The 21,010-nt window shown below is 72.1% G+C and carries 21 protein-coding genes; 3 read left to right on the top strand and 18 right to left on the bottom strand.

Translation table 11 applies throughout. The annotated features are described in order from the left end of the window. The 12 genes from ACWEKM_RS32810 to ACWEKM_RS32755 form a co-directional block, all read right to left on the bottom strand. Nucleotides 1-223 (bottom strand): aldehyde dehydrogenase family protein (locus ACWEKM_RS32810; RefSeq protein ID WP_451624902.1); only part of this gene is annotated, 223 nt, incomplete at its 3' end. Continuing rightward, nucleotides 220-1,122, bottom strand: coding sequence for an NAD(P)-dependent oxidoreductase (locus tag ACWEKM_RS32805; protein WP_451624901.1), 903 nt, complete (start codon nt 1,120-1,122; stop codon nt 220-222). The genes ACWEKM_RS32805 and ACWEKM_RS32810, both read right to left, overlap by 4 nt. After that, nucleotides 1,119-1,502 carry a carboxymuconolactone decarboxylase family protein gene (locus ACWEKM_RS32800; RefSeq protein ID WP_451624900.1) on the bottom strand — a complete coding sequence of 128 codons (384 nt, stop codon included), beginning with the start codon at nt 1,500-1,502 and terminating at the stop codon, nt 1,119-1,121. Before ACWEKM_RS32800 ends, ACWEKM_RS32805 begins: the two co-directional genes overlap by 4 nt. A 33-nt stretch (nt 1,503-1,535) precedes the next feature. After that, nucleotides 1,536-2,459: an MBL fold metallo-hydrolase gene (locus ACWEKM_RS32795; RefSeq protein WP_451624904.1), complete on the bottom strand. Its 924-nt coding sequence runs from the start codon at nt 2,457-2,459 to the stop codon at nt 1,536-1,538. A 14-nt stretch (nt 2,460-2,473) separates the two neighbouring features. Next, nucleotides 2,474-3,634, bottom strand: coding sequence for an FAD-dependent oxidoreductase (locus ACWEKM_RS32790; protein WP_451624899.1), 1,161 nt, complete (start codon nt 3,632-3,634; stop codon nt 2,474-2,476). 23 nt (nt 3,635-3,657) lie between these two features. Next, entirely contained in the window at nt 3,658-4,185 is a 528-nt protein-coding gene (locus tag ACWEKM_RS32785) for a YbhB/YbcL family Raf kinase inhibitor-like protein (RefSeq protein WP_451624898.1), read from the bottom strand. Further along, nucleotides 4,182-4,916 (bottom strand): cupin domain-containing protein, encoded by a 735-nt coding sequence (locus ACWEKM_RS32780; protein WP_451624897.1) that lies wholly within the window; start codon nt 4,914-4,916, stop codon nt 4,182-4,184. Before ACWEKM_RS32780 ends, ACWEKM_RS32785 begins: the two co-directional genes overlap by 4 nt. Further along, nucleotides 4,913-5,812, bottom strand: coding sequence for an amidohydrolase family protein (locus ACWEKM_RS32775; protein ID WP_451624896.1), 900 nt, complete (start codon nt 5,810-5,812; stop codon nt 4,913-4,915). The genes ACWEKM_RS32780 and ACWEKM_RS32775 overlap by 4 nt, the downstream gene beginning before the upstream one ends. An 8-nt stretch (nt 5,813-5,820) precedes the next feature. Further along, complete coding sequence (locus ACWEKM_RS32770) at nt 5,821-6,942, bottom strand: ABC transporter permease (protein WP_451624895.1); 1,122 nt, start codon at nt 6,940-6,942, stop codon at nt 5,821-5,823. A 1-nt stretch (nt 6,943) separates the two neighbouring features. Beyond that, entirely contained in the window at nt 6,944-8,044 is a 1,101-nt protein-coding gene (locus ACWEKM_RS32765) for an ABC transporter permease (RefSeq protein ID WP_451624894.1), read from the bottom strand. Beyond that, nucleotides 8,041-9,582, bottom strand: a complete 1,542-nt coding sequence (locus tag ACWEKM_RS32760) for an ABC transporter ATP-binding protein (protein WP_451624893.1) — start codon at nt 9,580-9,582, stop codon at nt 8,041-8,043. The genes ACWEKM_RS32765 and ACWEKM_RS32760 overlap by 4 nt, the downstream gene beginning before the upstream one ends. 8 nt (nt 9,583-9,590) lie before the next feature. Next, the gene (locus ACWEKM_RS32755) at nt 9,591-10,646 is read right to left on the bottom strand and encodes a BMP family lipoprotein (protein WP_451624892.1); all 1,056 of its coding nucleotides are present in this window, start codon (nt 10,644-10,646) and stop codon (nt 9,591-9,593) included. A gap of 504 nt (nt 10,647-11,150) precedes the next feature. Here ACWEKM_RS32755 and ACWEKM_RS32750 point away from each other — a divergent pair. Then, entirely contained in the window at nt 11,151-11,747 is a 597-nt protein-coding gene (locus ACWEKM_RS32750) for a helix-turn-helix domain-containing protein (RefSeq protein WP_451624891.1), read from the top strand. Next, nucleotides 11,744-13,045, top strand: coding sequence for an MFS transporter (locus tag ACWEKM_RS32745; protein WP_451624890.1), 1,302 nt, complete (start codon nt 11,744-11,746; stop codon nt 13,043-13,045). Before ACWEKM_RS32750 ends, ACWEKM_RS32745 begins: the two co-directional genes overlap by 4 nt. Here the strand turns inward: ACWEKM_RS32745 and ACWEKM_RS32740 are convergent. The 3 genes from ACWEKM_RS32740 to ACWEKM_RS32730 form a co-directional block, all read right to left on the bottom strand. Next, entirely contained in the window at nt 13,029-13,721 is a 693-nt protein-coding gene (locus ACWEKM_RS32740; protein WP_451624889.1) for a GntR family transcriptional regulator, read from the bottom strand. The genes ACWEKM_RS32745 and ACWEKM_RS32740 overlap by 17 nt on opposite strands. Nucleotides 13,722-14,084: 363 nt before the next feature. Continuing rightward, entirely contained in the window at nt 14,085-14,591 is a 507-nt protein-coding gene (locus ACWEKM_RS32735) for a universal stress protein (RefSeq protein WP_451624888.1), read from the bottom strand. A gap of 4 nt (nt 14,592-14,595) precedes the next feature. Continuing rightward, a complete protein-coding gene (locus ACWEKM_RS32730; RefSeq protein ID WP_451624903.1) occupies nt 14,596-15,852 on the bottom strand; it encodes an SLC13 family permease in 1,257 nt (418 codons plus the stop codon). A gap of 454 nt (nt 15,853-16,306) precedes the next feature. Between ACWEKM_RS32730 and ACWEKM_RS32725 the strand changes: the two genes are divergently transcribed. Beyond that, nucleotides 16,307-17,644 (top strand): MFS transporter, encoded by a 1,338-nt coding sequence (locus ACWEKM_RS32725; protein WP_451624887.1) that lies wholly within the window; start codon nt 16,307-16,309, stop codon nt 17,642-17,644. A gap of 196 nt (nt 17,645-17,840) precedes the next feature. On the opposite strand, the gene ACWEKM_RS32720 is transcribed toward ACWEKM_RS32725, so the two are convergent. The 3 genes from ACWEKM_RS32720 to ACWEKM_RS32710 are packed head-to-tail and all read right to left on the bottom strand — an operon-like array spanning nt 17,841 to nt 21,003. Beyond that, entirely contained in the window at nt 17,841-19,289 is a 1,449-nt protein-coding gene (locus ACWEKM_RS32720; RefSeq protein ID WP_451624886.1) for an aldehyde dehydrogenase family protein, read from the bottom strand. A gap of 35 nt (nt 19,290-19,324) precedes the next feature. Then, nucleotides 19,325-20,098, bottom strand: a complete 774-nt coding sequence (locus ACWEKM_RS32715; RefSeq protein WP_451624885.1) for an SDR family oxidoreductase — start codon at nt 20,096-20,098, stop codon at nt 19,325-19,327. Further along, on the bottom strand, nt 20,098-21,003 hold the full coding sequence (locus tag ACWEKM_RS32710) for a dihydrodipicolinate synthase family protein (RefSeq protein WP_451624884.1): 906 nt from the start codon (nt 21,001-21,003) through the stop codon (nt 20,098-20,100). Before ACWEKM_RS32710 ends, ACWEKM_RS32715 begins: the two co-directional genes overlap by 1 nt. Nucleotides 21,004-21,010 lie beyond the last annotated feature (7 nt).

The raw sequence follows: 21,010 nt of genomic DNA, 5'->3' as shown, positions 1-21,010 counted from the left end.
GGCCGATGGCGGCCAGCAGCCGTCCGCGTTCGGCGGAGGCGAGGTGCCGCCAGCCACGGGCGGCGGCGTGCGCGGCGCGGGCGGCGCGGTCGACGTCGGCCGCGGTGCCGAGGGTGACCTCGGCGCCCGGGCCGCCGGTGGACGGGTCGGTGCCGACGCGGGTGGTGCCGTCCGCCGAGGGTGTGGCGGCGCCGTCGATCCAGTGCAGCAGTGCCCCGGTCATCGGGTCGCCTCCTTGTCTTCCTCGTCGGCCGCCGCGCCCAGCAGCGCGTACATCGCGGTGTGGTCGGTCTGTGGCGGGACCGAGCGGGCGACGCGGCGCCACTGGTCGGCCACGTGGTCGGACAGCTCCGCGGTACGGTCCAGGGAGCGGGCCAGGCCGACGGCGATGTCCACGTCCTTGGACATCAGCCGCAGGGCGAAGCCGGAGTCGAAACTGCCGCTCGTCATGAACTGGGCCACCTTGTTCTCGCTGGTGTTGGTGCGGCCCGAGGAGCTGTTGAGTACCTGCGTCATCGTCTCGGGCGGGATGCCGAACGCCTCGCCGAGTGCCAGCGCCTCGACGGTGACGGACACGGTGGCGGCCGAGACCAGGTTGTTGAGCGCCTTGGCGGCGTGGCCGCAGCCGGTGCCGCCGACGGGCACGACGGTACGGGCCAGGGCGCGCAGCAGCGGGGTGGCCCGTGCCAGGTCCTTCGGTGCCCCGCCGACCAGCGCCGACAGGGTGCCGGCCCGGGCGCCGCGGACGCCGCCGGACACCGGTGCGTCCAGCAGGGACAGGCCGCGGTCGGCCAGTCGGCGGGCCAGCGCCCGGGTGCGCAGCGGCTCGGAGGAACTCATGTCGATGACCAGGCAGTCGGGCGGTAGCGCGGCGGCGAGGCCGTCGCCCTCCAGTACCTGCTCGACGACGTTCGAGTCCGGCAGCATGAGCACCAGGGTTTGTATCCGCGCGAACGAGGCGTTGGTGTCGGCGACCCGGGCGGTGGGGTGTTCGGCGGCGAAGGCGGCGGCCACGCCGGGGGCGGCGTCCGCGACCGTCAGCCGGTGACCCTCGGCGGCCAGCCGCGCCGCCATCGGCCTGCCCATGTTGCCCAGGCCGACGAATCCGATCTCACCGCTCATCGCTCGGCGTCCATCGCGTCGAGGACCTCGGCGGCCAGCCGGAAGGACTCCAGGGCGGCGGGGCCGCCGCAGTAGAAGGCGCTCTGCATGAGCACCTCCTTGATCTTCTCGCGGGACACGCCGTTGTTGACCGCGCCGCGGACGTGGGCCTTGAACTCGTGGCCCCGGTTGAGCGCGGTGATCATGGCGAGGTTGACCAGGCTGCGCTCCTGGAGGTCGAGGCCGGGGCGGTTCCACAGGTCGCCCCAGCAGTACTGGGTGACGTACTCCTGGATGTCGCGGGAGAAGTCGGTGACCGCGGCCAGCGAGGCATCGACGTGGGAGTCGCCGAGCACCCGGCGGCGCAGGGCGAGGCCGTCGTCGTAGAGGTCCTGGTTCACGATGGGCTCCTAGGGAGAGAGGGCGAGAAGATGTCAGACCGGGTCGAAGTCGGCCCAGTCGCGGATGGCGAAGGCGTCGGTGCCCGGCGGTTCCGCTGCCGCCGGGTCGGCCGGGGCCGTCCGCCGCACACGGCAGGCCGACCGGCCGCCGAAGTGGCCGGGGAAGACGAGCAGGCCGCGGTCGGCCGCCTCGGCGAGCAGCCTGCGACGGGTGGACCGGGCCAGGGCCGGGGCCTCGCAGAAGCAGCTGTTGACGTCGGGGCGGGCGATCTGCACGGGCGAGTGGAGGATGTCCCCGACGAACAGCGCGCCTTCGCCGTGGGACTGCAGTCGTACGACGGCTGATCCCGGGGTGTGGCCCGGGGCGGCCTCCAGGACGAGTTCGCCGTTGACGCGGTGGCTGTCGTGCCACAGGTCGACCTGCCCGGCCCGGTGGACCGGCGCGACGCTGTCCTCGAAGACGTTCTGGTTGCCGTCGCCCTGTGGGCGGGGTGTGCGCACGGGGTCCCAGCGCACGAAGTCCGGCTCGCCCATCAGGTAGCGGGCGTTGGGGAAGGTGGGAACCCACTCCCGGTCCTCCAGCCGGGTGTTCCAGCCGACGTGGTCGACGTGCAGGTGGGTGTTGACCACGATGTCGACGTCCTGCGGGCGGACCCCGGCCGCCCGCAGGTTCTCCAGGTACGGCGTGTGGTGGTGGGCGTAGACGGGCGCGTACGGGCGCTCCTTGTCGTTGCCCGCGCCGGTGTCGATCAGGATGACCATGCCCTGGCTGCGGATCAGCCAGGTGTGCAGCACCGAGCGCAGGGTGCCGTGTCGGGCGTCGTAGAAGTCCGGGTCGAGCCGGTCCGCGTTGTCGGCCCAGTAGGCCGGGTCGCTGTCGGGGAACAGGAAGGCCGGTGTGGCGGGGCTCGGACCCGCGTACTCGCTGATCCGCCAGACCTCGGCGTCGCCGACCATGACGGGTTGGGGTGTCACCACGAGCGGTTCGCCTCCGGCACGGGGTAGCGGGCCTGGAGTTCCTCGGAGACGGCCGCCGAGACGAAGTTGGCGGTCTCCATCAGCTCGGGCGTGAATCCGTTGCCGAGGGCCAGGCCGCGGGTGGCGGCCATGTGGGCGCTGCGGGCCTGGGCGTCGTCGCTCATGCGGCGCTCGCGGGCCTCCCACTGGGCGAGGGACGCCTCGATGTCGTCTCCCTGCGCGAGGGCGTGGGCGAGGTCGACGGCGTTGACGATGCCGACGCTGGCTCCCTGGCCCAGTGCCGGGCACATGGCGTGCGCGGAGTCGCCGACGAGGACGGCACGGCCCGCGGACCAGGGGGTGACTCTGGTGGTCTGGTAGGTGTCGTGCCGGCCGCCCTCGGCCTTGCCCGCGAGTTCGATGACCTGCGCCAGGTGGGGGAAGCGCTGCGACCACACCTCGACGTCGATGGGTATCTGCGAGGCGCGCGGGTTGCGGGTCTCGGCCATCATGCCCAGGTAGATGGTGTCGGGGCCGGTCGGGATGAACAGGATGCGCATCGCGTCCGGTTCGAGGGTCCAGAAGTCGATGACCCGGTCCCACCGTTCGCCGCGGAATGCCTCGGGGCGCGGGATGAGCACACGGCACACGCCGTCGGAGTACTTCCTGCGCTCCTGGGCGAGGTCGGTCAGTGAGTCGCGCACGGCCGAGCCGGCGCCGTCGGCGCCGATGACCAGGTCGGCCTCGGCCCGGCTTCCGTCGGCCAGCAGCAGGGCTCCTGCCGGGTCGGCGCCGACGGCTCGGGAGCCGGTGACGATCTCCACGCCCGCGGCGCGGGCGGCGTCGGCCAGCAGGGCGTGCAGCCGGGGCCGGGTGATGGCCCAGTAGGGGTAGCCGGGCAGTTCGGCGGAGACGGTGCTGCCGCCGAGGCTGGTCTCGTAGTACTGGGGCTGTACCCCGTCGGCGCGGATGGCGTCGGCGACGCCGATGACGTCGAGGGCGAGCATCGCGTTGCGCCACAGCAGGATGCCGGCGCCGAAGTCGCGTACGTCGTCGTTCTGTTCGTGCAGGCGCACGGTCCAGCCGCGCTGGGCCAGGGCGGTGGCGACGGTCAGGCCCGCGAAACCGGCTCCCGCGACCTCGGCGTGCCGGGCGACGCTTCGTTGCGTTGTCATGTCGGTACCTCCCGGGCTGGATCTCATCTCGCGGCGTCGACCCAGACGGTCATGCTGCCGCGGGCCAGGGTGTGGAAGTGCAGGTTGAAGCCGAGTACGACCGGTGTCGTGTCGGGGTCCAGGTCCAGCCGGGGAACGTCGACGGCGTGGACGATGAAGACGTAGCGGTGGCGGCCGGAGCCCGGCGGCGGGTTGGGGCCGATGTAGTGGCGTATCCGCAGGTCGTTGGGGACGGTGAGCGTACCCGGCGGCAGTTGGCCGCCGACAGATCCGGCGCCCGTGGGAATCGAGGTGACATCCGCGGGGATGTCGGCCACGGCCCAGTGCATGAAGCCGACACCGGTCGGCGCGTCGGGGTCGTAGCAGTTGACGACGAAGCTCCTGGTCTGTGGCGGGAAGCCGGTCCAGGACAGGTGCGGCGAGGTGTTCTCGCCGCCGATCTGCGGGTCGTGGAAGGGCTGCGGCATCCGCTCGCCGTGGCGCAGGTCGTCGCTGCGCAGGTTCAGGGCGGGCGCGGGGGTGACCGCCGCGTACGGGTCGTCGTGGATCATGGCGTGTCCTGTCGGGGGGTGCTGTGGATGGCGAGGGTGCGCAGGGTGCGGTGGACGTCCCAGGTGCCCGTCCAGCCGGAGGGTAGGGCGGCGGAGCTGCCCGCGGTCAGTTCGTGGCGGGTGCCGTCGGCGTCGGTGACGGTGGCCTCGCCGTCCAGGACGTGGAGGAACACCGCGCGGCCCGGCCCGGTCGGCGCAGCGCTGCCGGGCTCGCAGGCGAGCACGGCGCAGCGGCCGTCGGGCCCGTCGAAGAGCACGGCCCGCCCGTCCGGCAGCGGGGCGTGCAGGACCTGTTCGGTCGGGGTGAACGCGCAGGGCACGGGGGCGCCGGGCAGCGGGGGCACGGGGGTGGTGTGCAGATAGACCTTGCGGATGGTCTCCCGGATCCGCCAGGTGCCTTCCCAGGCGTAGGGCAGGACGAGCACGCTGTCGGCGGTCAGTTCGTGGCTGGTGCCGTCGGCGTCGGTGATGGTGGCGTCGCCGGAGAGGATGTACATGAACGAGCCGCGCCGGTCCTTGATGCGCGGGTAGACCCCGGCGTCGCAGGCCCAGACCGCGAAGAAGCCGTCGGGGCCGTCGAGGAGGGTGCGCTCGGTGGCGTAGGGCGCCCCTTCGGTGACGGGCTCCATGGAGATCTTTTCGGGCAGTGGGCCCCGCGCCACCTGGTGGGGGCCGAGGTGGACGGACGGTACCGTCACTGGGTTGACTGGGTCGACTGGCTTGACGGTCACGGATGCGCTCCTCGGTCGGGAGAGGGGACCAGCGCGGGCTCGGCGGGGGCCGGGATCCCTAGCAGGTCGAAGGACGGGCGGTGCATGAGGGCGTGCAGTTCCTCGTCGGTCACTGCTGTGTGGGCGATCTGCTGCATGCGGGCGACGACGCGGTTCAGGGCCGCGGCGGCGCTGCCGGCCGCCACCATGGGCGAGTCGCTGCCGAACAGGACCTTGTCCAGCACGCCGTACTCCTTCGCGGCGGACAGCGCGGTGGCCAGGACCGTCGGGCGGCTGGCGATGGCGGAGGTGTCGGCGTAGACGTACCGGTTGCGCCGCATGACGACGGCTGTCTCGTGCACCCACGGGTGGCCCATGTGGGCGATGACCAGGCGCAGCCGTGGGAAGGCGATGGCGACGTCGTCCAGCAGCAGCGGGTTGGCATCGGCGAGTCGGCCGGCGTTGGCGAAGATGGCGCCCTGGTGGATCATGACCGGCAGTCCGAGCCGCTCGGCCGCGGCGAACACCCGCATGGTCAGCGGGTTCAGCGGCGAGGTGCCCTGGTAGATGGGGCCGAGTTTGAGGCCGCACAGGCCGAGGTCGGCGTGGCAGCGCTCGATCTCCTCGACCGCGTCGTGGCGTGTGGGGTCCACCGACATGAAGCCGACGGTCTGCCCTCCGACGGCGCGCACGAACGCGGCGACGGCGTCGTTGGGGACCATGATGCCCGAGGCCCGGGCCTGGAGTCCGAAGACGATGGTCCGCTCCGCCGGGGCGGTCTGCCGGCGGTAGGACTCGACGGTCACCCGGTCGATGGCGTCGGCGGCCAGGCGGGTGGAGACCCGGCCCAGGCCGTCGGTCCAGGGCGGACCCTGGTGGTCCGGCAACCAGAAGTGCGTGTGAACGTCCGTGATCATGACTGACGCTAGACCTCGCTTCGCAGATAGGGGACGGCCAGTGCCTCGGGGGCGCGGTGCCGCCGTTTGCCTTCGGTGCCCAGGGCGACCAGCGCCAGCAGATAGGGCATGCCGAGCCAGAGCGGTACGGGCACGGTGAGGGTCGGGGCGGTGACGGCCAGGACGGCCAGGGCGGCGGTGCAGGCCAGGCCCGCGGCCTCCACTGCGGTGGGCCGGACGACGGACCGGATGCCGGCCGGGGTGCCGGACCGGGTGCCGGTGCCGCGGCGCCGGAGGCGGGCGAGCGCCGTCGCCAGCAGGACGAGGACCGCCGCGCTGACCCACACCTCGCGGGGGATGCCCCCCACCGCCTGGAGCCGCAGCTGGGTGGCGTCGGCGACCGCGAAGACGGCCACCGCGATGCCCAGTCCGGTCATCCGCCAGCCGCCGAAGAGCACCGCGGCGATGGCCAGATAGCCCCGGCCGCCGGTCATGCCCTCGCGGAACACCCCGACGTCGCCGACCGAAAGGTAGGCGCCGGCCGCCCCGGCGCACAGGCCGGAGAAGAGCACCGCGGCCCAGCGCATGCCCCGTACCCCGACCCCGGCGGCGTCGGCCGCCGCCGGGCTCTCGCCCACGGCTTTGAGGTTGATGCCCCAGGTGGTCCGGCCCAGCGCCAGCCCGGCCAGGACGACCACGACGGCCGCGGCGTAGATGAACGCGTCCTGGTCGAACAGTGCCGGGCCGACCACGGGCAGGTGGCTCAGGCCCGGAACCGCGAGCCGGGGCAGTGGTTCGAAGGTGCGCGGCGAGCCGAGGAACCGCTCGTCGAGGAAGGCGGTGACACCGTAGCCGAGCATGGTCAGGGCGATGCCGGCCACGATCTGGTCGACCTTGGCCTCGATGGCCAGTACGGCCATCACCGCGCCGAACAGCAGGCCGGCGGCTATGCCGGTGAGGAAGGCCGGCAGCATCGAGCCGGTCAGCCGCATCCCCAGGTACCCCCCGAAGGCGCCGGCCAGCAGGACGCCTTCGAGTCCCACGTTGAGCACGCCGGCCCGCTCCGAGACCAGTTCGCCGGTGGCCGCCAGCAGGATGGGCGCCGCGATCGTCACGACCGAGACGAGGAACGCCACGTCGAAGATGCCCATGTCACCCCTCCTTGGCGCCGACGAGTGCCGGAACCTCGGCCGCGGTCCGTGTCGGTGGTGCGGGCGGGCGCGCCGTGCGACGGCGGGCCAGGACGGCGGCCAGCAGCACCAGGACGATGACGGCGCCCTGGAGGACCTGGGCCAGGGACGAGGGCACGTCGAGGCCGGCCTGCAGCGCCGTCCCGCCGACGGTGAGTGCGGAGAAGGCGATCGCGGTGAAGACCGCCAACACGGGCGAGTTCCCCGCCAGCAGGGCGACGGCGATGCCGTTGAAGCCGACGCCGCCCTCGAAGCCGTCGCTCATCCAGGGCGCCGTCCCGGCGAAGAGCAGGGCCGCGCCGGCCAGTCCGGCGAAGCCGCCCGAGACGAGGATGGCGGCCACCCCGACGCGCCGGGGGTCGAGGCCCGACCAGCGGGCCGCCTCCGCGTTGCCACCGCAGGCCCGTAGCGCGAACCCGAAGGGGGTGCGCGAGAGCAGCAGTGCCACCCCGAGGGCGCACAGCGGCAGCAGCACGACGTCGTGGGACAGGGTCTGGCCGGGTACGGCCGCGGAGCTGGGCCAGAGTGTGGACGGCGGGAAGGTCGCGGACTGCGGCTCCTGGCTGCCCGAGCCCTGGAGGGGCCCGCGCACCAGCCAGGCGGCGACCTGGGTGGCGACGAGGTTGAGCAGCAGCGAGGAGATGATCTCCAGTACGCCCCGCGAGGCCCACAACCAGGCGGTCAGTCCCGCCCACAGCACGCCGCCGGTGATGCCGGCCAGTGCGGTGACGGTGACGGCCAGCGGCGCGGGCAGGCCGCCGCAGTGCAGGCCGACCGCGGTGGCGAGCGAGCCGCCGACGATCACCTGCCCGGGGTAGCCGACGTGCAGCCGGCCGGCCCGGGTGGCGACGATCCAGCCGAGCGCGATCAGGAACAGCGGCACTGCTTGGGTGAGGGTGGTGCCGGCGTTGGTACTGGTGCCGAACGTGCCGTCCCAGAAGACGGCGGCGGCGTCCGGCAGGGTGACCCCGCTGGCGAGCAGGATCAGCGAGGCGGTGGCCGCCGCGGCGGCCACCACCCCCGCGGTGGTCAGCACCCGCGGCAGGTGCCGTGCGATGGTCATGGCGCGTCCTTGGCTGAAGTCATGAGGGCGCCGATGCGCGTCCTCGTCGCGTCGCGCGCCTCCAGCACCCCGCGGATCCGGCCGTGGGCGAGCACGGCGATCCGGTCGGACAGCGCGATGACCTCGTCGAGGTCCATGGAGACGAGCAGGATCGCCCCGCCGCGTTCGCGGTGTTCGGCGAGTCGTCGGTACACGAAGTCGGTGGCCCGCACGTCCAGGCCGCGGGTCGGCTGGACGGCCACCAGGAGCGTCGGTTGGTCGGCGAACTCCCGTGCCAGTACGGCCTTTTGCTGGTTCCCTCCGGACAGCCGCCCGATGGGCACCTGCTCGGAGTCGGCTCGTACGTCGAACTCGGCCATCAGCTCCCGGCCGCGGGCGCGGGCCGCCGCAGTGTCGATCACGCCCCGGTGGCACAGCGGTGGTCTTCGCAGCGCGCGAAGGTTGATGTTCTCCCACAGCGCCATGCCCGGCACGATGGCCGCGTGGTGCCGGTCCTCGGGGATGAGGGCGCCGCCCGCGGCGTAGAAGCGTCGGGGGGTGCGGTCGTCGAAGGGGCTGCCGTCGAGTTCGATCCGGCCCGAGCGGGCCGGGTGGATCCCGGTGAGGGCTTCGACCAGTTGGCTCTGGCCGCTCCCGGCCACCCCGGCGATGCCCAGGATCTCCCCGGCGCGGACCTCCAGGTCCACGCCGCTGAGGACGGGCGGGCTGTGCGGGTCGAGCGGATCGCGCGCGACCTCCAGGTCGCGGACGGTCAGCACCGGCCGCCCGGGGGTGATGTGCGCCCGCTCGGGACGTGGGGCGACCACGTCGCCGACCATCATCCGCACCAGTTCGTCGGCGGTGACATCGCTGATCGGACCGGTGCCGACGACGGCTCCGCCGCGCAGGACGGTGTACCGGTCGGCGACGGAGAACACCTCGGAGAGCTTGTGCGAGATCAGCACGACGGCATGCCCGTCTGCCGCCAACCGCCGCATCAGCCCGGCCAGTTCGTCCCACTCCCCCGGGCTGAGCGCGGCGCTGGGCTCGTCGAAGATCAGGATCCGGGCGCCCCGGCAGAGGAGTTTGACGATCTCCAACCGCTGCCGCTCCCCGATGGAGGCGTCGGCGACCAGGCGGTCGGGGGTGATCCGCAGGCCGGTGGTGGCCGCGATCTCCTCGGCCTGGCGGCGCGCTTCGGCCGTTGCGTCGCCCCACGGCAGGCGAGCCGGGCGCATCGCCAGGTTCTGGGCCTCGGTGAGGGTCGGGACGAGGGTGAAGTGCTGGTGCACCATGCCGATACCGGCGCGCAGGGCGTGTTCGGGCTTCCTGAAGTGCGCGGTCTCGCCGTCGAGTTGTATCTCGCCCTCGTCGGGCTGGTACAGGCCGGTGACGATCCGCATCAAGGTGGTCTTGCCCGCGCCGTTCTCCCCGAGGAGTACGTGGATCTCTCCCCGGTGGACGTCGAGGTCGACCCGGTGGTTGGCGGTGAAGGCGCCGAACCGCTTGGTGACGCCGCTCAGCCGCAGGGCCGGGGCCTTGGTCGCAAGGGTGGCCATCGCGGGTCCTAGCGCTGCGCGAAGGCGTAGGAGGGTCTGGGCAGCAGGACCTTGTCGGCCGGGGTGATGCTGCCGGCGACGATCTCCTGGGTGACCTTGTCGGCGATCTCCTTGGCCTTCGCGGTGGCCTTGCCCGGACAGAACTTGAAGGAGACCGCGCCCTTGGCCATGCCGTAACTGAGGGCGCCCGCGGGGAGTTGACCGGTCGCGGCGTCGGTCACGGCGTCCTTCAGGATCGCCGACCAGTCGACCACTCCGGAGCCGACGACGTTCTTGTCGGCGGCGCAGTCCAGGCCGAACACCTGGTAGACGTCCACCTTCGAGCCGGCGGCGTCGGACGCCTGATAGACGCCCTGGGAGCCGCTGTCCAGGTCGGACAGGATCGAGTCGACGCCAGTGGCGATCATGGCCTCGGCGGCCTGTTTGGCCTTGCCGACGTCGTTGTAGTCGCCGGTGTAGGTCTGCACGACCTTGGTCCCCGAGCTGTCGAGTCCGGCGCCCTGGACCATGCCGTAGTACCAGCTGGCGGAGGCCGGGACCTGGAGTCCGGCGATCATCCCGAGCTTCTTGGACTTCGACAGCGCGGAGGCCACCGCGCCGACGACCATGGCGTCGTAGCCGACGGCTGCGTCGACCGAGGTCACGTTGTCGGCGAAGGACTCGGTGTGGGCGGCGACCAGGATGAACCTGACCTTGGGGAACTTGGGCGCCACGGCCTCGACCGCCTTGTTGAGCGAGGCCCCGTCGGCCACGACGACGGCGTTGGAGGCGGCCAGCCTCTGCAGGCCCATGATCTGGTCCTGCGAGTTGGAGACGTTGTCGACGACGGAGGACAGCCTCATCAGGCCCTTCCGGGCGGCGATCGCCGCCTTCACCCCGGTCAGGCCGTACTGGGTGAACCCGCCGTCGTTGCGCGGGGCTTGGGAGATGAAGCCGATCGAGACCGACTTGCCGGCCTGACCGTGGCTTGTGGTGGAGGCGGCGCCGCCGGACGAACCGCCGCACGCGGCGAGGGTGACGGTCAGGGCGACGGTGGTCGAGACAAGAGGGATCGCGGCACGCATGATGACCTTTCCAAGGCCCGACTCTTCGGGCACTGCATGAGCGAGATGCTGGGACGGCGCCCGCTGAACTGGTATGCCAGTCGAGCAGAAGAGGTACCACGTGGTGTGACGGTGCGATCAGATTTCCATCTACCATACTAGGTGTCAAGGGTCGTGCACCGATGGCTTCTCACCGCAGAAACGAGCTGTGGTCTAGCCCTCTCAGCGTGAACGGGATGGCTCCGCCACCTCGATTCGAGTCCGCCGTAGACCATCTGACATGTCAGTTGCAATGACGAGTTCTGACATTCCAGAGGGTGGGTGCGGCGGAGGTGTCAGCGATGGAACGCGGTACGCGCACGGCGCGGGTGCGGCTTGGTCGGGAGGGCGGCGAGAGGGGCTGCGGGCGGCCTGGCCCGGCTCGGCGCGGCCCGGCGGCAGACCTTCCGCGGCAGTCAGCATGACGTCCGCGCCATGTTGCAGAGTCTTCTATGCAGAGAAGGCTCTGCAACATAGAGTGCTGACATGTCCGACCAACCCGAACGCACGCCGCGGCCCATCCGGCGTATCGATCCACGCAGCCTGCGGGGGCTGGCCCACCCGACACGGATGGAGATCCTTGAACTGCTCAGCCTGGACGGCCCCGCCAACGCCACCGCTCTCGCCGAACGCCTCGGGGAGAACACCGGCACCGTCAGCTGGCACCTGCGTCACCTCGCCGAGCACGGCTTCATCGAAGAGGAAACCGGACGAGGCACAAAGCGCGAGCGCTGGTGGAGAACGGTGGAGGTCACGAACGAGCTGAACACCGCCGATTTCCGCGACGATCCCGACGCCCGGGGCGCGTTCGCCGTCTACCTGCACGAACTGGTCCACCAGTACTTCAGCCGTGTCACGAGATACATCAACGAGGACTGGGACGACACATGGCGCAGCGCCGGCAGTGTCGCGGACTGGCTGGATCTGCGGCTGACGCCTGACCAGCTGAAGGCGCTCAACGCGGAGCTGGCGGCCGTCATCGCGCGCCACACCCCTGCGCCGGATGCCGAGCCTGCTCCGGGCGCGCTCCCTGTCGTGGTGCAACTGCAGTCTTTCCCCCGCCAGGAGCGTGGCACCGCATGAGCCGGGCTGTACGCGGTGGCCTCCTGCGTCGCCACCGCGATTTCCGGCTGCTGTGGTGTGGGGAGACCGCGGGTAAATTCGGTGCTTCGGTCACTGGGGTGGCGATGCCGCTGGTGGCCGTCTCGGCCTTGGACGCCGGTACGTTCGAGGTCGGCCTGCTGAGCGCCACCGCCTGGGCTCCCTGGCTGATCATCGGACTTCCGGTCGGTGCCTGGGTGGACCGGCTACGGCGCAGACCGATCATGCTGACCGCCGCTGCGGTCTCCCTCCTGCTCTTCGCTGCTGCCCCGGTCGCCGCGTGGCTGGGCTGGCTGAGCATGGGCCTGCTGCTGGCCATCGCCCTGCTGACGGGCACGGCGGCCGTGTTCTTCCAGACCGCCTACAGCGCCTATCTCCCGAGCATTCTGGAACCCGAGGACCAGCCCGAGGGCAACGCCAAACTGCACGGCAGTGCGTCCGCCGCGCAGATCGCCGGGCTCGGCTCCGGCGGCCTGATCGCGCAGCTGGCAGGGGCCGTGAACGGGCTGTTCGTCAACGCCGCGACCTTCCTGGTCTCCCTCCTGTGCCTGGCCGGCATCCGGCACCGCGAGCCACGCGTCACCCGGGGGCGACGCCGCCCGGAAACCGTGGTCGGGGAAGTCCGCGCGGGACTGCGGCTGATCGCGGGCGACCCCTGGTTCCGCACCTTCGCGCTCTTCGGGGCCGCCTCCAACCTGGCCCTCATGGGGTACCAGTCGATCCAGGTGGTCTTCCTGATCCGCAGCGTCGGCCTGGCCCCCGGGCTGGTCGGCACACTCATCGCGGCCACCAGCGCCGGAGGCGTGGCCGGGGCCTTCGTCGCCCGCCGGGTCGCCGACCGGATCGGCACGGCCCGCGCCACGCTGCTGTTCGAACTGGGAATTCCCGTGCTCGCCCTGCTCATCCCGCTGACCGTCCGCGGGGCCGGGATCCTGCTCTTTGTGACAGGGGGCTTCTGCGTCGTCGCAGGCGCCGTCGGCGGCAACGTGATCAGGGCCGGCTTCCAGCAACGCTACTGCCCGCCGGACCTCCTCGGCCGTCTCACTGCGAGCACGGCGTTCCTCAGTTACGGGACGATCCCCCTTGGAGCACTTCTCGCGGGCACGCTCGGCACCACGCTCGGCACCCGCACAGCAATGGCGATCACCACAGCGGGGATCCCGCTCGCCGCCCTGATCCTCTTCTTCTCCCCGATCCGGCGATCACGAGACCTCCCGACCCACCAGCAGCCGACCAGCAGCTCCCCCCGGGACGGCGCCTGCGTCACAGCGAGAACTTGACGCTGACCTCGTCGGCGAGTTCGAGGCGTCCCTGCTGGACGTGGGCCCGCATGGCCTGCTCCGCCGCGTCGGCGTCGTGGGTCCGGATCGCCTTGATGATGGCCTGGTGCTCCGCCAACGACCGCTCCATGCGGCCCGTGCGCCGGGTGACTATGGAGGACAGGAGACCGCGGTGGAGCTGCTGGACCAGCAGGCGGTAGTGGTCGGTCAGACGGTCGTTGCCCGCGCCCTCGGCGATGAGTTCGTGTAAACGCTCGTCTGTCGCGCTGTAGCCGTCGTTGTCCCCCGCCGCCACCGCCGCGGCCAGGGCGATCATCGTCTCGTCGAGCCGGGCGACGATCTCGTTGTTGGCGCGGTTGGCGCACAGCCGGGCCGCCATCCCCTCAACGGCCTCCCGGACCTCGAACAGGTCGAGGATCTCGTGGCGGCTCAGCCGCTTGACGAACGTACCCCGGCGCCGCTCGATGGTGACGAAGCCGGCGCCCTCAAGTTCCTTGAGTGCCTCGCGCACCGGCATCCGGCTCACTCCGAACCGCTGGGCCAACCGGGCCTCGGAGAGCTTCTCGCCGTAGGCGATCGCGCCGGAGACGATGTCCTGGCGCAACTGCCGTACGATCGCGTCCTTCATGGAGCCGCCATCGAGGTCGTCGACGGACAGCGGAGCCTGCGACGACATGGCCGCACCCTGTGGTTCCTGCTGCGCCTCGGCGGAACGGCCGCCTGCCTGAGCCCTGGCCATTGGACTGCGCCCCGCTTCCTCGTCGGACGTCCTCGCCGCTGAACGAGGTCTACCATACCAGTTTCTTGTCGCGGGTCGACGGGGTCCGAGGCATAGCGGAGATCACCGCTGCGGCGTTCGGTTTCCGAAATGCTTCGGCCGCATGGGGTAATGGCCGGCCTTGCCTGAACAGCGAGCGCGCCGCCCTTGGGAGCGTGGGCGGCTGCCACTTGGGGGGCTACTCGACGCTGTGCGTCTGTTCGCTGTTGCCCGTGCCGAATGCCATGGCGTTGACGTCTGGCGTCGTGTGGGCGGCGGCTTCTACCGGTGGTGCGGTGGGTGTGATGGGTGTGGGGCCGGCGGGATGGCGGTGATGCCGGGCGCCGGTTCGGGCCAGACCAGCAGGACTGGGCAGGGGGCGTGGTCGACGACGAAGCGGCCGACGGGGCCGAGGCTGTGCGGTCCGAGGTGGGTGCGGTCACCGTCGCGGGCGCAGATAAGCAGGTCGGCTCCTTCGGCCGCGGTGACGACCTCACGTTCGATGCGGCCGGTGCGCTCCATACAGGTGCAGGCCCGTGCCAGGCGGTCAGCGGCGGCATCGAGCAGGTGCCGAGCGGAAGTGGCGGCCAGGTCCGCAAGGCGGGTACCGGGGTCGCGCTCGGGGTGGCCGCGGCCGAGCAGACCGACGAAGGCGCCGTGCGCGACCCCGGGAACCTCGTGGCCGGTGACGTGGAGCAGGACGATCTCGGCGTCCGCCGGAGCGTGGGTGCGGGCGGCGTCGACGCAGGCGGGCCAGGTGCCTTCGGTGATCCAGACGATGACGGCCACGGCTTCACCCTCCGACGAGTTGCAGTGCCCCCCACAGGGCTACCACGGCCAGGGCCAGTGCGGCAGGCACGACCAGCAGTCCGAGCCGGGTGAACTCGCCCAGGTTCACGTCGGTGTCGTGTTCGCGGACGATGCGCCGCCACAGCAGGGTGGCCAGGGAACCGGCGTAGGTGAGGTTGGGCCCGATGTTCACTCCGAGCAGCACTGAGAGGACGGCCCCCGGCCCGGTGGGGGCGGTGAGCGGCAGCAGCACCAGGACGGCGGGCAGGTTGTTGATGACGTTGGCCAGCACCGCGGCCAGAAGAGCGGTGCCCAGCAGGGCGGGCAGGCCCGTGCCGCCCGGGAGCAGATGCCCCAGCGCGTCGGCGAGGCCGTTGTCGACCACCGCACGGACCACGATGCCCAGCGCCAGGACGAAGGCGAGGAAGGGGACCGCGGCAGCGCGCACGATGGCGGTGGGGCTGGTGCGGCGCTGGGCCAGGGCGTGGCCGGCCAGCACCGCGGCGCCCGCCGCGGCCGCCCATGCCGGGTTGATCCCGAGTGCGGAGGTCAGGACGAACCCGCCCAGCGTGCACGCCACCGTGGTCAGGGCGAACACCGGCACCTCGCGGGGCCCGGCGGCGGGGGTGTCGCGGGCTCCGGCGTCCAGGTCGGTGGCGAAGAACCGCCGGATGACCAGGTACTCGGCGCCGATGGCGACCAGCCACGGCAGGGCCATCAGGGCGGCGAACCGGGTGAAGCTCAATCCGCTGGCGGCGAAGGCCAACAGGTTGGTGAGGTTGGAGACGGGCAACAGCAGTGAGGCGGTGTTCGACAGGTGGGTGCAGGCGTACACGTGCGGCTTGGGCCGGGCGCCGAGCCGGGCGGCGGTGGCGAACACCACCGGGGTCAGCAGCACCACGGTGGCGTCCAGGCTGAGCACTGCGGTGATCAGCGAAGCGACCGCGAACACCTGGACCAGCAGCCGCCTCGGGCGCCCCTGCGCGGTGCGGGCCATCCAGGCTCCGCAGGCGTGGAACAGGCCCTCGCCGTCACATAGTTGGGCCAGGACCAGCACGGCCGCGAGGAATCCGATCACCGGCCCCAGCCGGGCCGCCTCGGCCGCCGCGTGGCTCGGCGAGATGGCACCCGTCGCGATGACCACCGCGGCGGCCGGGACGGCGACGACAGCCTCCGGGCAACCCCACGGGCGGATGACCGCACAGGCCAGGACCGCCAACAACAGGGCGGCGGAGAGCGCTTCGGCAAGCGACGTGTTCACAGGCACGAACTTTCCAGAGGGCGCAAAGACGCGTCGGGCGGGATGCACTGCCCAGATCTCGATGGTCTCAGTCGCCATGACGTTCAGCCGGGCGGCCGCGAGATCAGCCGCGGCGAGCGACTGCTGGGCGCGCATCCCGGGCGAAGCGGACGCCGCCGAGCGTCGGCCATGCTTCGTACGACCTTGCGTCGTCCGGCCTCGCATCGTGCGGCCTCGCGTCGTACGACTTCCGGTGCACACCGGGCGCCGCCACGTTTCCGGGCGCCGCTGAAGGGGGACTTGCGGCAGGGCTTGTCGACCGTGCGCACCCTCCGCCACCCCGAGCAGCCTCCTCGAAGCAGCCTCCTCGAACCGTCGTCCGGCCTGCCGCTCAAGCCGCGCTACAGCGTCGCTCCATATGGTCACGCCCGGCGCTGCCCTCGGGTGAGTGGTGGCAAACACCGAAGGAGGTGCCATGGGGATCCCGGTACGGCTGCGACAGGCCCGCTCCGCGCTGCTCCTGGTCTTTCTCGTCCACGGCGCGGTCTTCGCCCTGTTGGTCACCCGCATCCCGGCGATCCAGGATCGGTACGGCCTCAGCGACGCCGCACTCCCGCTTTTTCTCGCCGCCGTGCCGATACTGGCCGGTGTCGGCAGCGTCACCGTCTCGCGTGCGGTGCGCCGGGTTCCGGCCCCCGTGGTGGTACGCGTGCTCCAGCCCTTGATCTGTCTGTGCCTGGTCGGGGTCGGGGCGGGCGAGGCCGTCTGGCAACTCGTGGCCTGCCTGGCCGTGTTCGGGCTGCTGGTGGGTGCCATGGAGGCGAGCCTGAACATGACGGGCGTCGGGATCCAGCGCGGCTACGGTCGCAGCATCATGCTGGGCTTCCACGGTGCCGCCAGCCTCGGTGGCATCCTCGGTGCCCTGCTCGCCTGGGCCGGAGCCCACTGGCATCTCTCCCTGCTCGCCCTCTTCGCCGGTTCGGTCGCCCTGCTGCTGCCGTTCGCGGTGTCGGTCGGCCTGCGTCTGACCCGGCAGCCGGGCGGGCCGGGCACGGGGACCGACGGCCGTGCCGCGGCCGAACCGGCCGCCCAGCCCTCGTCCGCCCAGCCTCCAGCCACGCAACCCTCGTCCTCGCAGCCCGCCGCCCCGCGGCCCGCTCGCCCGCACAAGGTTCCCTGGAAGCCGCTGCTGCCGCTCTGCCTGATCATGACCGTGGCCGTCATCGCCGACTCCACCGCCACCAACTGGAGCGCCAAGTTCCTTGAGGACACGCTGCACAGCTCGGAGGCGATGGCGACCGTGCCGTACGCCCTCTACATGGCGGCCACCCTGGTGGGCCGTGGTCTCGGGGACGGCTGGGTGCAGCGGTGGGGAGCGGTGGCCGTGGTGCGGGCGGGCGCCCTGCTCTCCGCCGTGGGGTTCGCGGTCATCGCCACCGCACCGGAACCCCTGATGGGTGCGTTCGGTTTCGCCGTCCTCGGCGCGGGATTGTCCGTGATCATGCCCCAGCTCTTCGTGATCGGTGCACAGCGGCTGCCGGGGACGGTGAACACCGCCGTGGCCCGCGTCAACCTCTTCAACTACCTGGGCTTCCTGATCGGCCCGCCCCTGGTCGGGGCCGTCGGGGCGGCCGTCTCCTACCGGGCGGCCATGTGCGTACCGCTGCTGCTCATCCTGGGCGTCCTCCTCGTCGCCGGTTCCCTGGCCCAACCGGACCCGGCCCACTCCGAATCCGGCTCGGGCTCCGGCTCCGGTCCCGAATCCGCCCCGCCCGTCCCCCAGTCCGAGGCGACCACGAAGACCGCCGGCTGACAGCACCACGCCGGCACCACGGGCACGAACACCCGCCACCGAGACGGCCGGCCGCTGTGCCTTCGCCTTCCCGGCCCGCGCCTCGGTCACCAGTGGAGCGATGCGGGCGAGCTGCGTATCAGCGCCGACCGGGGTAGCCCGGCACCAGCGGCAGCCCGCCCGCGCGCCTCCGGCGGCATGGTCAGGACGAGGCGTCTCAGCCGTTCCAGCCGAGGTAGACGGACTTGGACCAGGTGTAGAAGTCGATTGCCGAAGCGCCTTGTTCGCGGAAGGTGTTGCTGGAGGAGTCCTTCACTCCGCCGAACGGGACGTTGAGGTCGAGTCCGGTGGTCGGCCGGTTGACCTTGATCACACCGGCGTGCGCTTCCGCGGCGAAACGCTGCGCATGGGCGAGGCTTCGGGTGCACACGGCGGCCGCCAGCCCGTACCGGGAGTCGTTGACCACGTCGATCGCTTCGTCAAGGTCCTCGGCGGCCAGCACGGCGACGACCGGGCCGAAGATCTCGTCGCGCGCCGCGGAGCTGTCCCTGCCGACGCCGGTGAGCACGGTGGGGGCGAGCATCAGGCCGTCGGGGGCCCGGCCGTCGGCCGCGAAGGTCGCGCCGTCCGACCCGGCGCGTTCGAGGGCGTTCAGATCCGCGGCCAGTTGCCCTTCGCTGACCACCGGTCCCATGAGCGTTCCGTCGGTCAGCCCGTTGCCGGGCCGGTAGCGTCCGGCCTGCTTGACGAGGGCCTCGACGAAGGAGTCGTGCACCGCGGGCGTGCAGATGACCCTGGAGGATGCGGTGCATGCCTGTCCGGTGAGACCGAAGCCACCGGCTGCGGCAACGAGCGCGGCCTGCTCGACGTCCGCGTCGTCAAGGACGACCAGGGCGTTCTTGCCGCCCATCTCGACCTGCACGCGTCCGCGCCGTTCGTGAACGGTGCGCTCGATGCGCATACCGACGGCCGTGGAGCCGGTGAAGGAGACCGCTGCCACCCGTGGATCGGCGGTCAGGGCAGCACCGACGACCGAGCCCGGGCCGTGCACGACGTTGAGCACGCCCGCGGGCAGCCCTGCCTGCACGAGCGCCTCGGTGAGGTGGTGGAACGACACCGGCGTGAGCTCGGCCGGCTTGATCACCACGGTGTTGCCGCCGACCAGGGCGGGGGCCGTCTTCCAGGCCGGAATGGCGAGGGGAAAGTTCCACGGAGTGATCAGCCCGGCCACGCCCAGCGGCTCCCTGCGGGTGTGGACCATGGTGTCGGGCTGGGAGCTCGGCAGCACCTCGCCGCCGCAACGCCAGCCTGCGGAGCCGAAGTACCGCAGGACGTCGATGGCGCGTCGCACCTCGCCACGGGCTTCGGCCAGCGTCTTGCCCTCCTCCCGGACGAGGTCATGGGCGACGTGCTCGTGGCGGCTGCGGAGGATCTCCGCCGAGTCCATGAGGATCGCGCCGCGCGCGGGCGCGGGGAGCGCGGCCCAGCCGGGCTGGGCGTCCGCGGCGGCGCTGACCGCGGCGTCCACGGCGGTCCGGTCGGACACCGGTGCCACGGCCACCACGTCGGAGGGGTCGGCGGGGTTGCGGCGTTCGAAGCCGTCTCCGGTCAGGCGTTCACCGGCGATCAGATTGCCGATCCGCACTGTGCTCATGAAGGGGCTCATGAAGGGGAATTCCTTTGCGTCGGGTCGGGGTGTGGTCACAGGCTGCGGACGAGGCCGCCGTCGCAGCGGAGCGCCGTCCCGGTGATGTACGAGGCGGGCCCGCCGCACAGGAAGGCCGCGGCCGCGCCGAACTCCTCCGGGGTGCCGTAGCGCCCGGCCGGGATGGCGGCCCGCGAGTCGGCCCGCACCTCGGCGAGGTCGCGCTGCTCGCGTTCGGCCTTCGCGGCGTCGAGCAGGGCCACTCGCTCGGTTGCGATGCGCCCCGGCAGCAGCAGGTTGACGGTGACTCCGTCGCCGGCGACCTCGGCGGCGAGCGTCTTGAGGTAGGAGGCCAGGGCGGCCCGTCCGGCGTTGGACAGCGCCAGGTCGGGCAGCGGGACGGCAACTCCGCTGGAACCGATGGCCAGGACGCGGCCCCAGCCGCGTTTCCGCATCGCGGGTACGGTCAGCGCCGCCAGCCGCTGCGGGGCGAGCAGCAGCGAGTCCAGTGCCGTGGCCAGGTCCGCGTCGGCCACATCGGCGGCCTTGCCCGGCTTCGGACCGGGGCCGTTGAGGACCAGGATGTCGGGATCGCCGTACGCGGCGCGGGCGGCCTCGACCAGGCGGCGGGGTCCGTCCGGGGTGGTGAGATCGGCCTCGACGCCGACCGCGTCGGGGAGGGATGCGGCGATCTCCTCGGCGAGGGATCCGCGCCGCCCCGACACGACGACGGCCGCTCCCTCGGCCGCCAGCGCCTGGGCCACCGCGCGGCCGAGTCCGCCGGTGGAGGCGGCGACGACGGCGATGCGTCCACGGATGCCGAGGTCCATCAGCACACCTCCGCGAGGGCCGCGCCGGGAGTCGCGGCGAGATGCCGCTCCAACTGTGGGAGGAGCGGCTCGGGCAGCGTGGCCGCCGGCGGCCGCACCCCCGACTCCGCCATGAGCCCGCGCCGACGGATGGCCTCCTTGCGCACGGCCAGCCCGATGCCCGCCTGTGCCTCGAAGTTGACCAGCGGAAGGTAGGGCAGGTAGGCCTGCCGGGCCGCGTCGTAGCCGCCGGCCCGCCAGGCGTCGACACAGGCGATCAGACCCTCGGGGCAGGAGAAGCCGGTCATCGCGCCGGCGGCACCGGCCGCCAGCTCGTCCAGCAGCCCGAGCCCGCCCAGACCGCCGAACACCGGTACGTCGATCGCCGCCGTCAGCGCGGCCACCGCGGCCGGGGTCGGCGGGGCCTCGGCTTTCACCGCCGCCGTCGCCGGGACGGCCCGCACCACGCGCACCAGGTCGGCGGTACGGATCGTCACCTTGCTGCTCACCGGGTAGTCCTGGACGACGACGGGGGCGCCGGTGACCTGGTGGACGGCGTTGAGGTGGTCGGCCACGACCCCCGGATCGGGCGAGTTCACCTGCACCATGAGCGCCGCCAGCCGGTCCCCCAGCACCTCGCGGACCAGCCGGGCCTCCTCCAGGACCGGAGCGGTGGCGAGTGCGGTGACACCGGCGACCAGGGGCAGGTCGACGGTCTCGGCGACCACTTCGAGGACGGTACGGCGCTCGTCGGCGGACAACCGGGCGGCCTCGCCGAAGACGCCGAGCACGGTCAGACCGGTGACGCCGATGTGCGCGTAGTGCTGCACCAGCCGGGCCAGGCTCGTCTCGTCCACTTCCAGGGTGGAGCCGAGGAACGGTGTGGCGACCACGCCCCACACGCCGGGAGACAGGTGTCCGGTCATCGATCGT

The sequence above is a fragment of the Streptomyces sp. NPDC004752 genome, from assembly GCF_053601275.1.
This window is presented reverse-complemented; position numbering and strand designations above follow the sequence as displayed.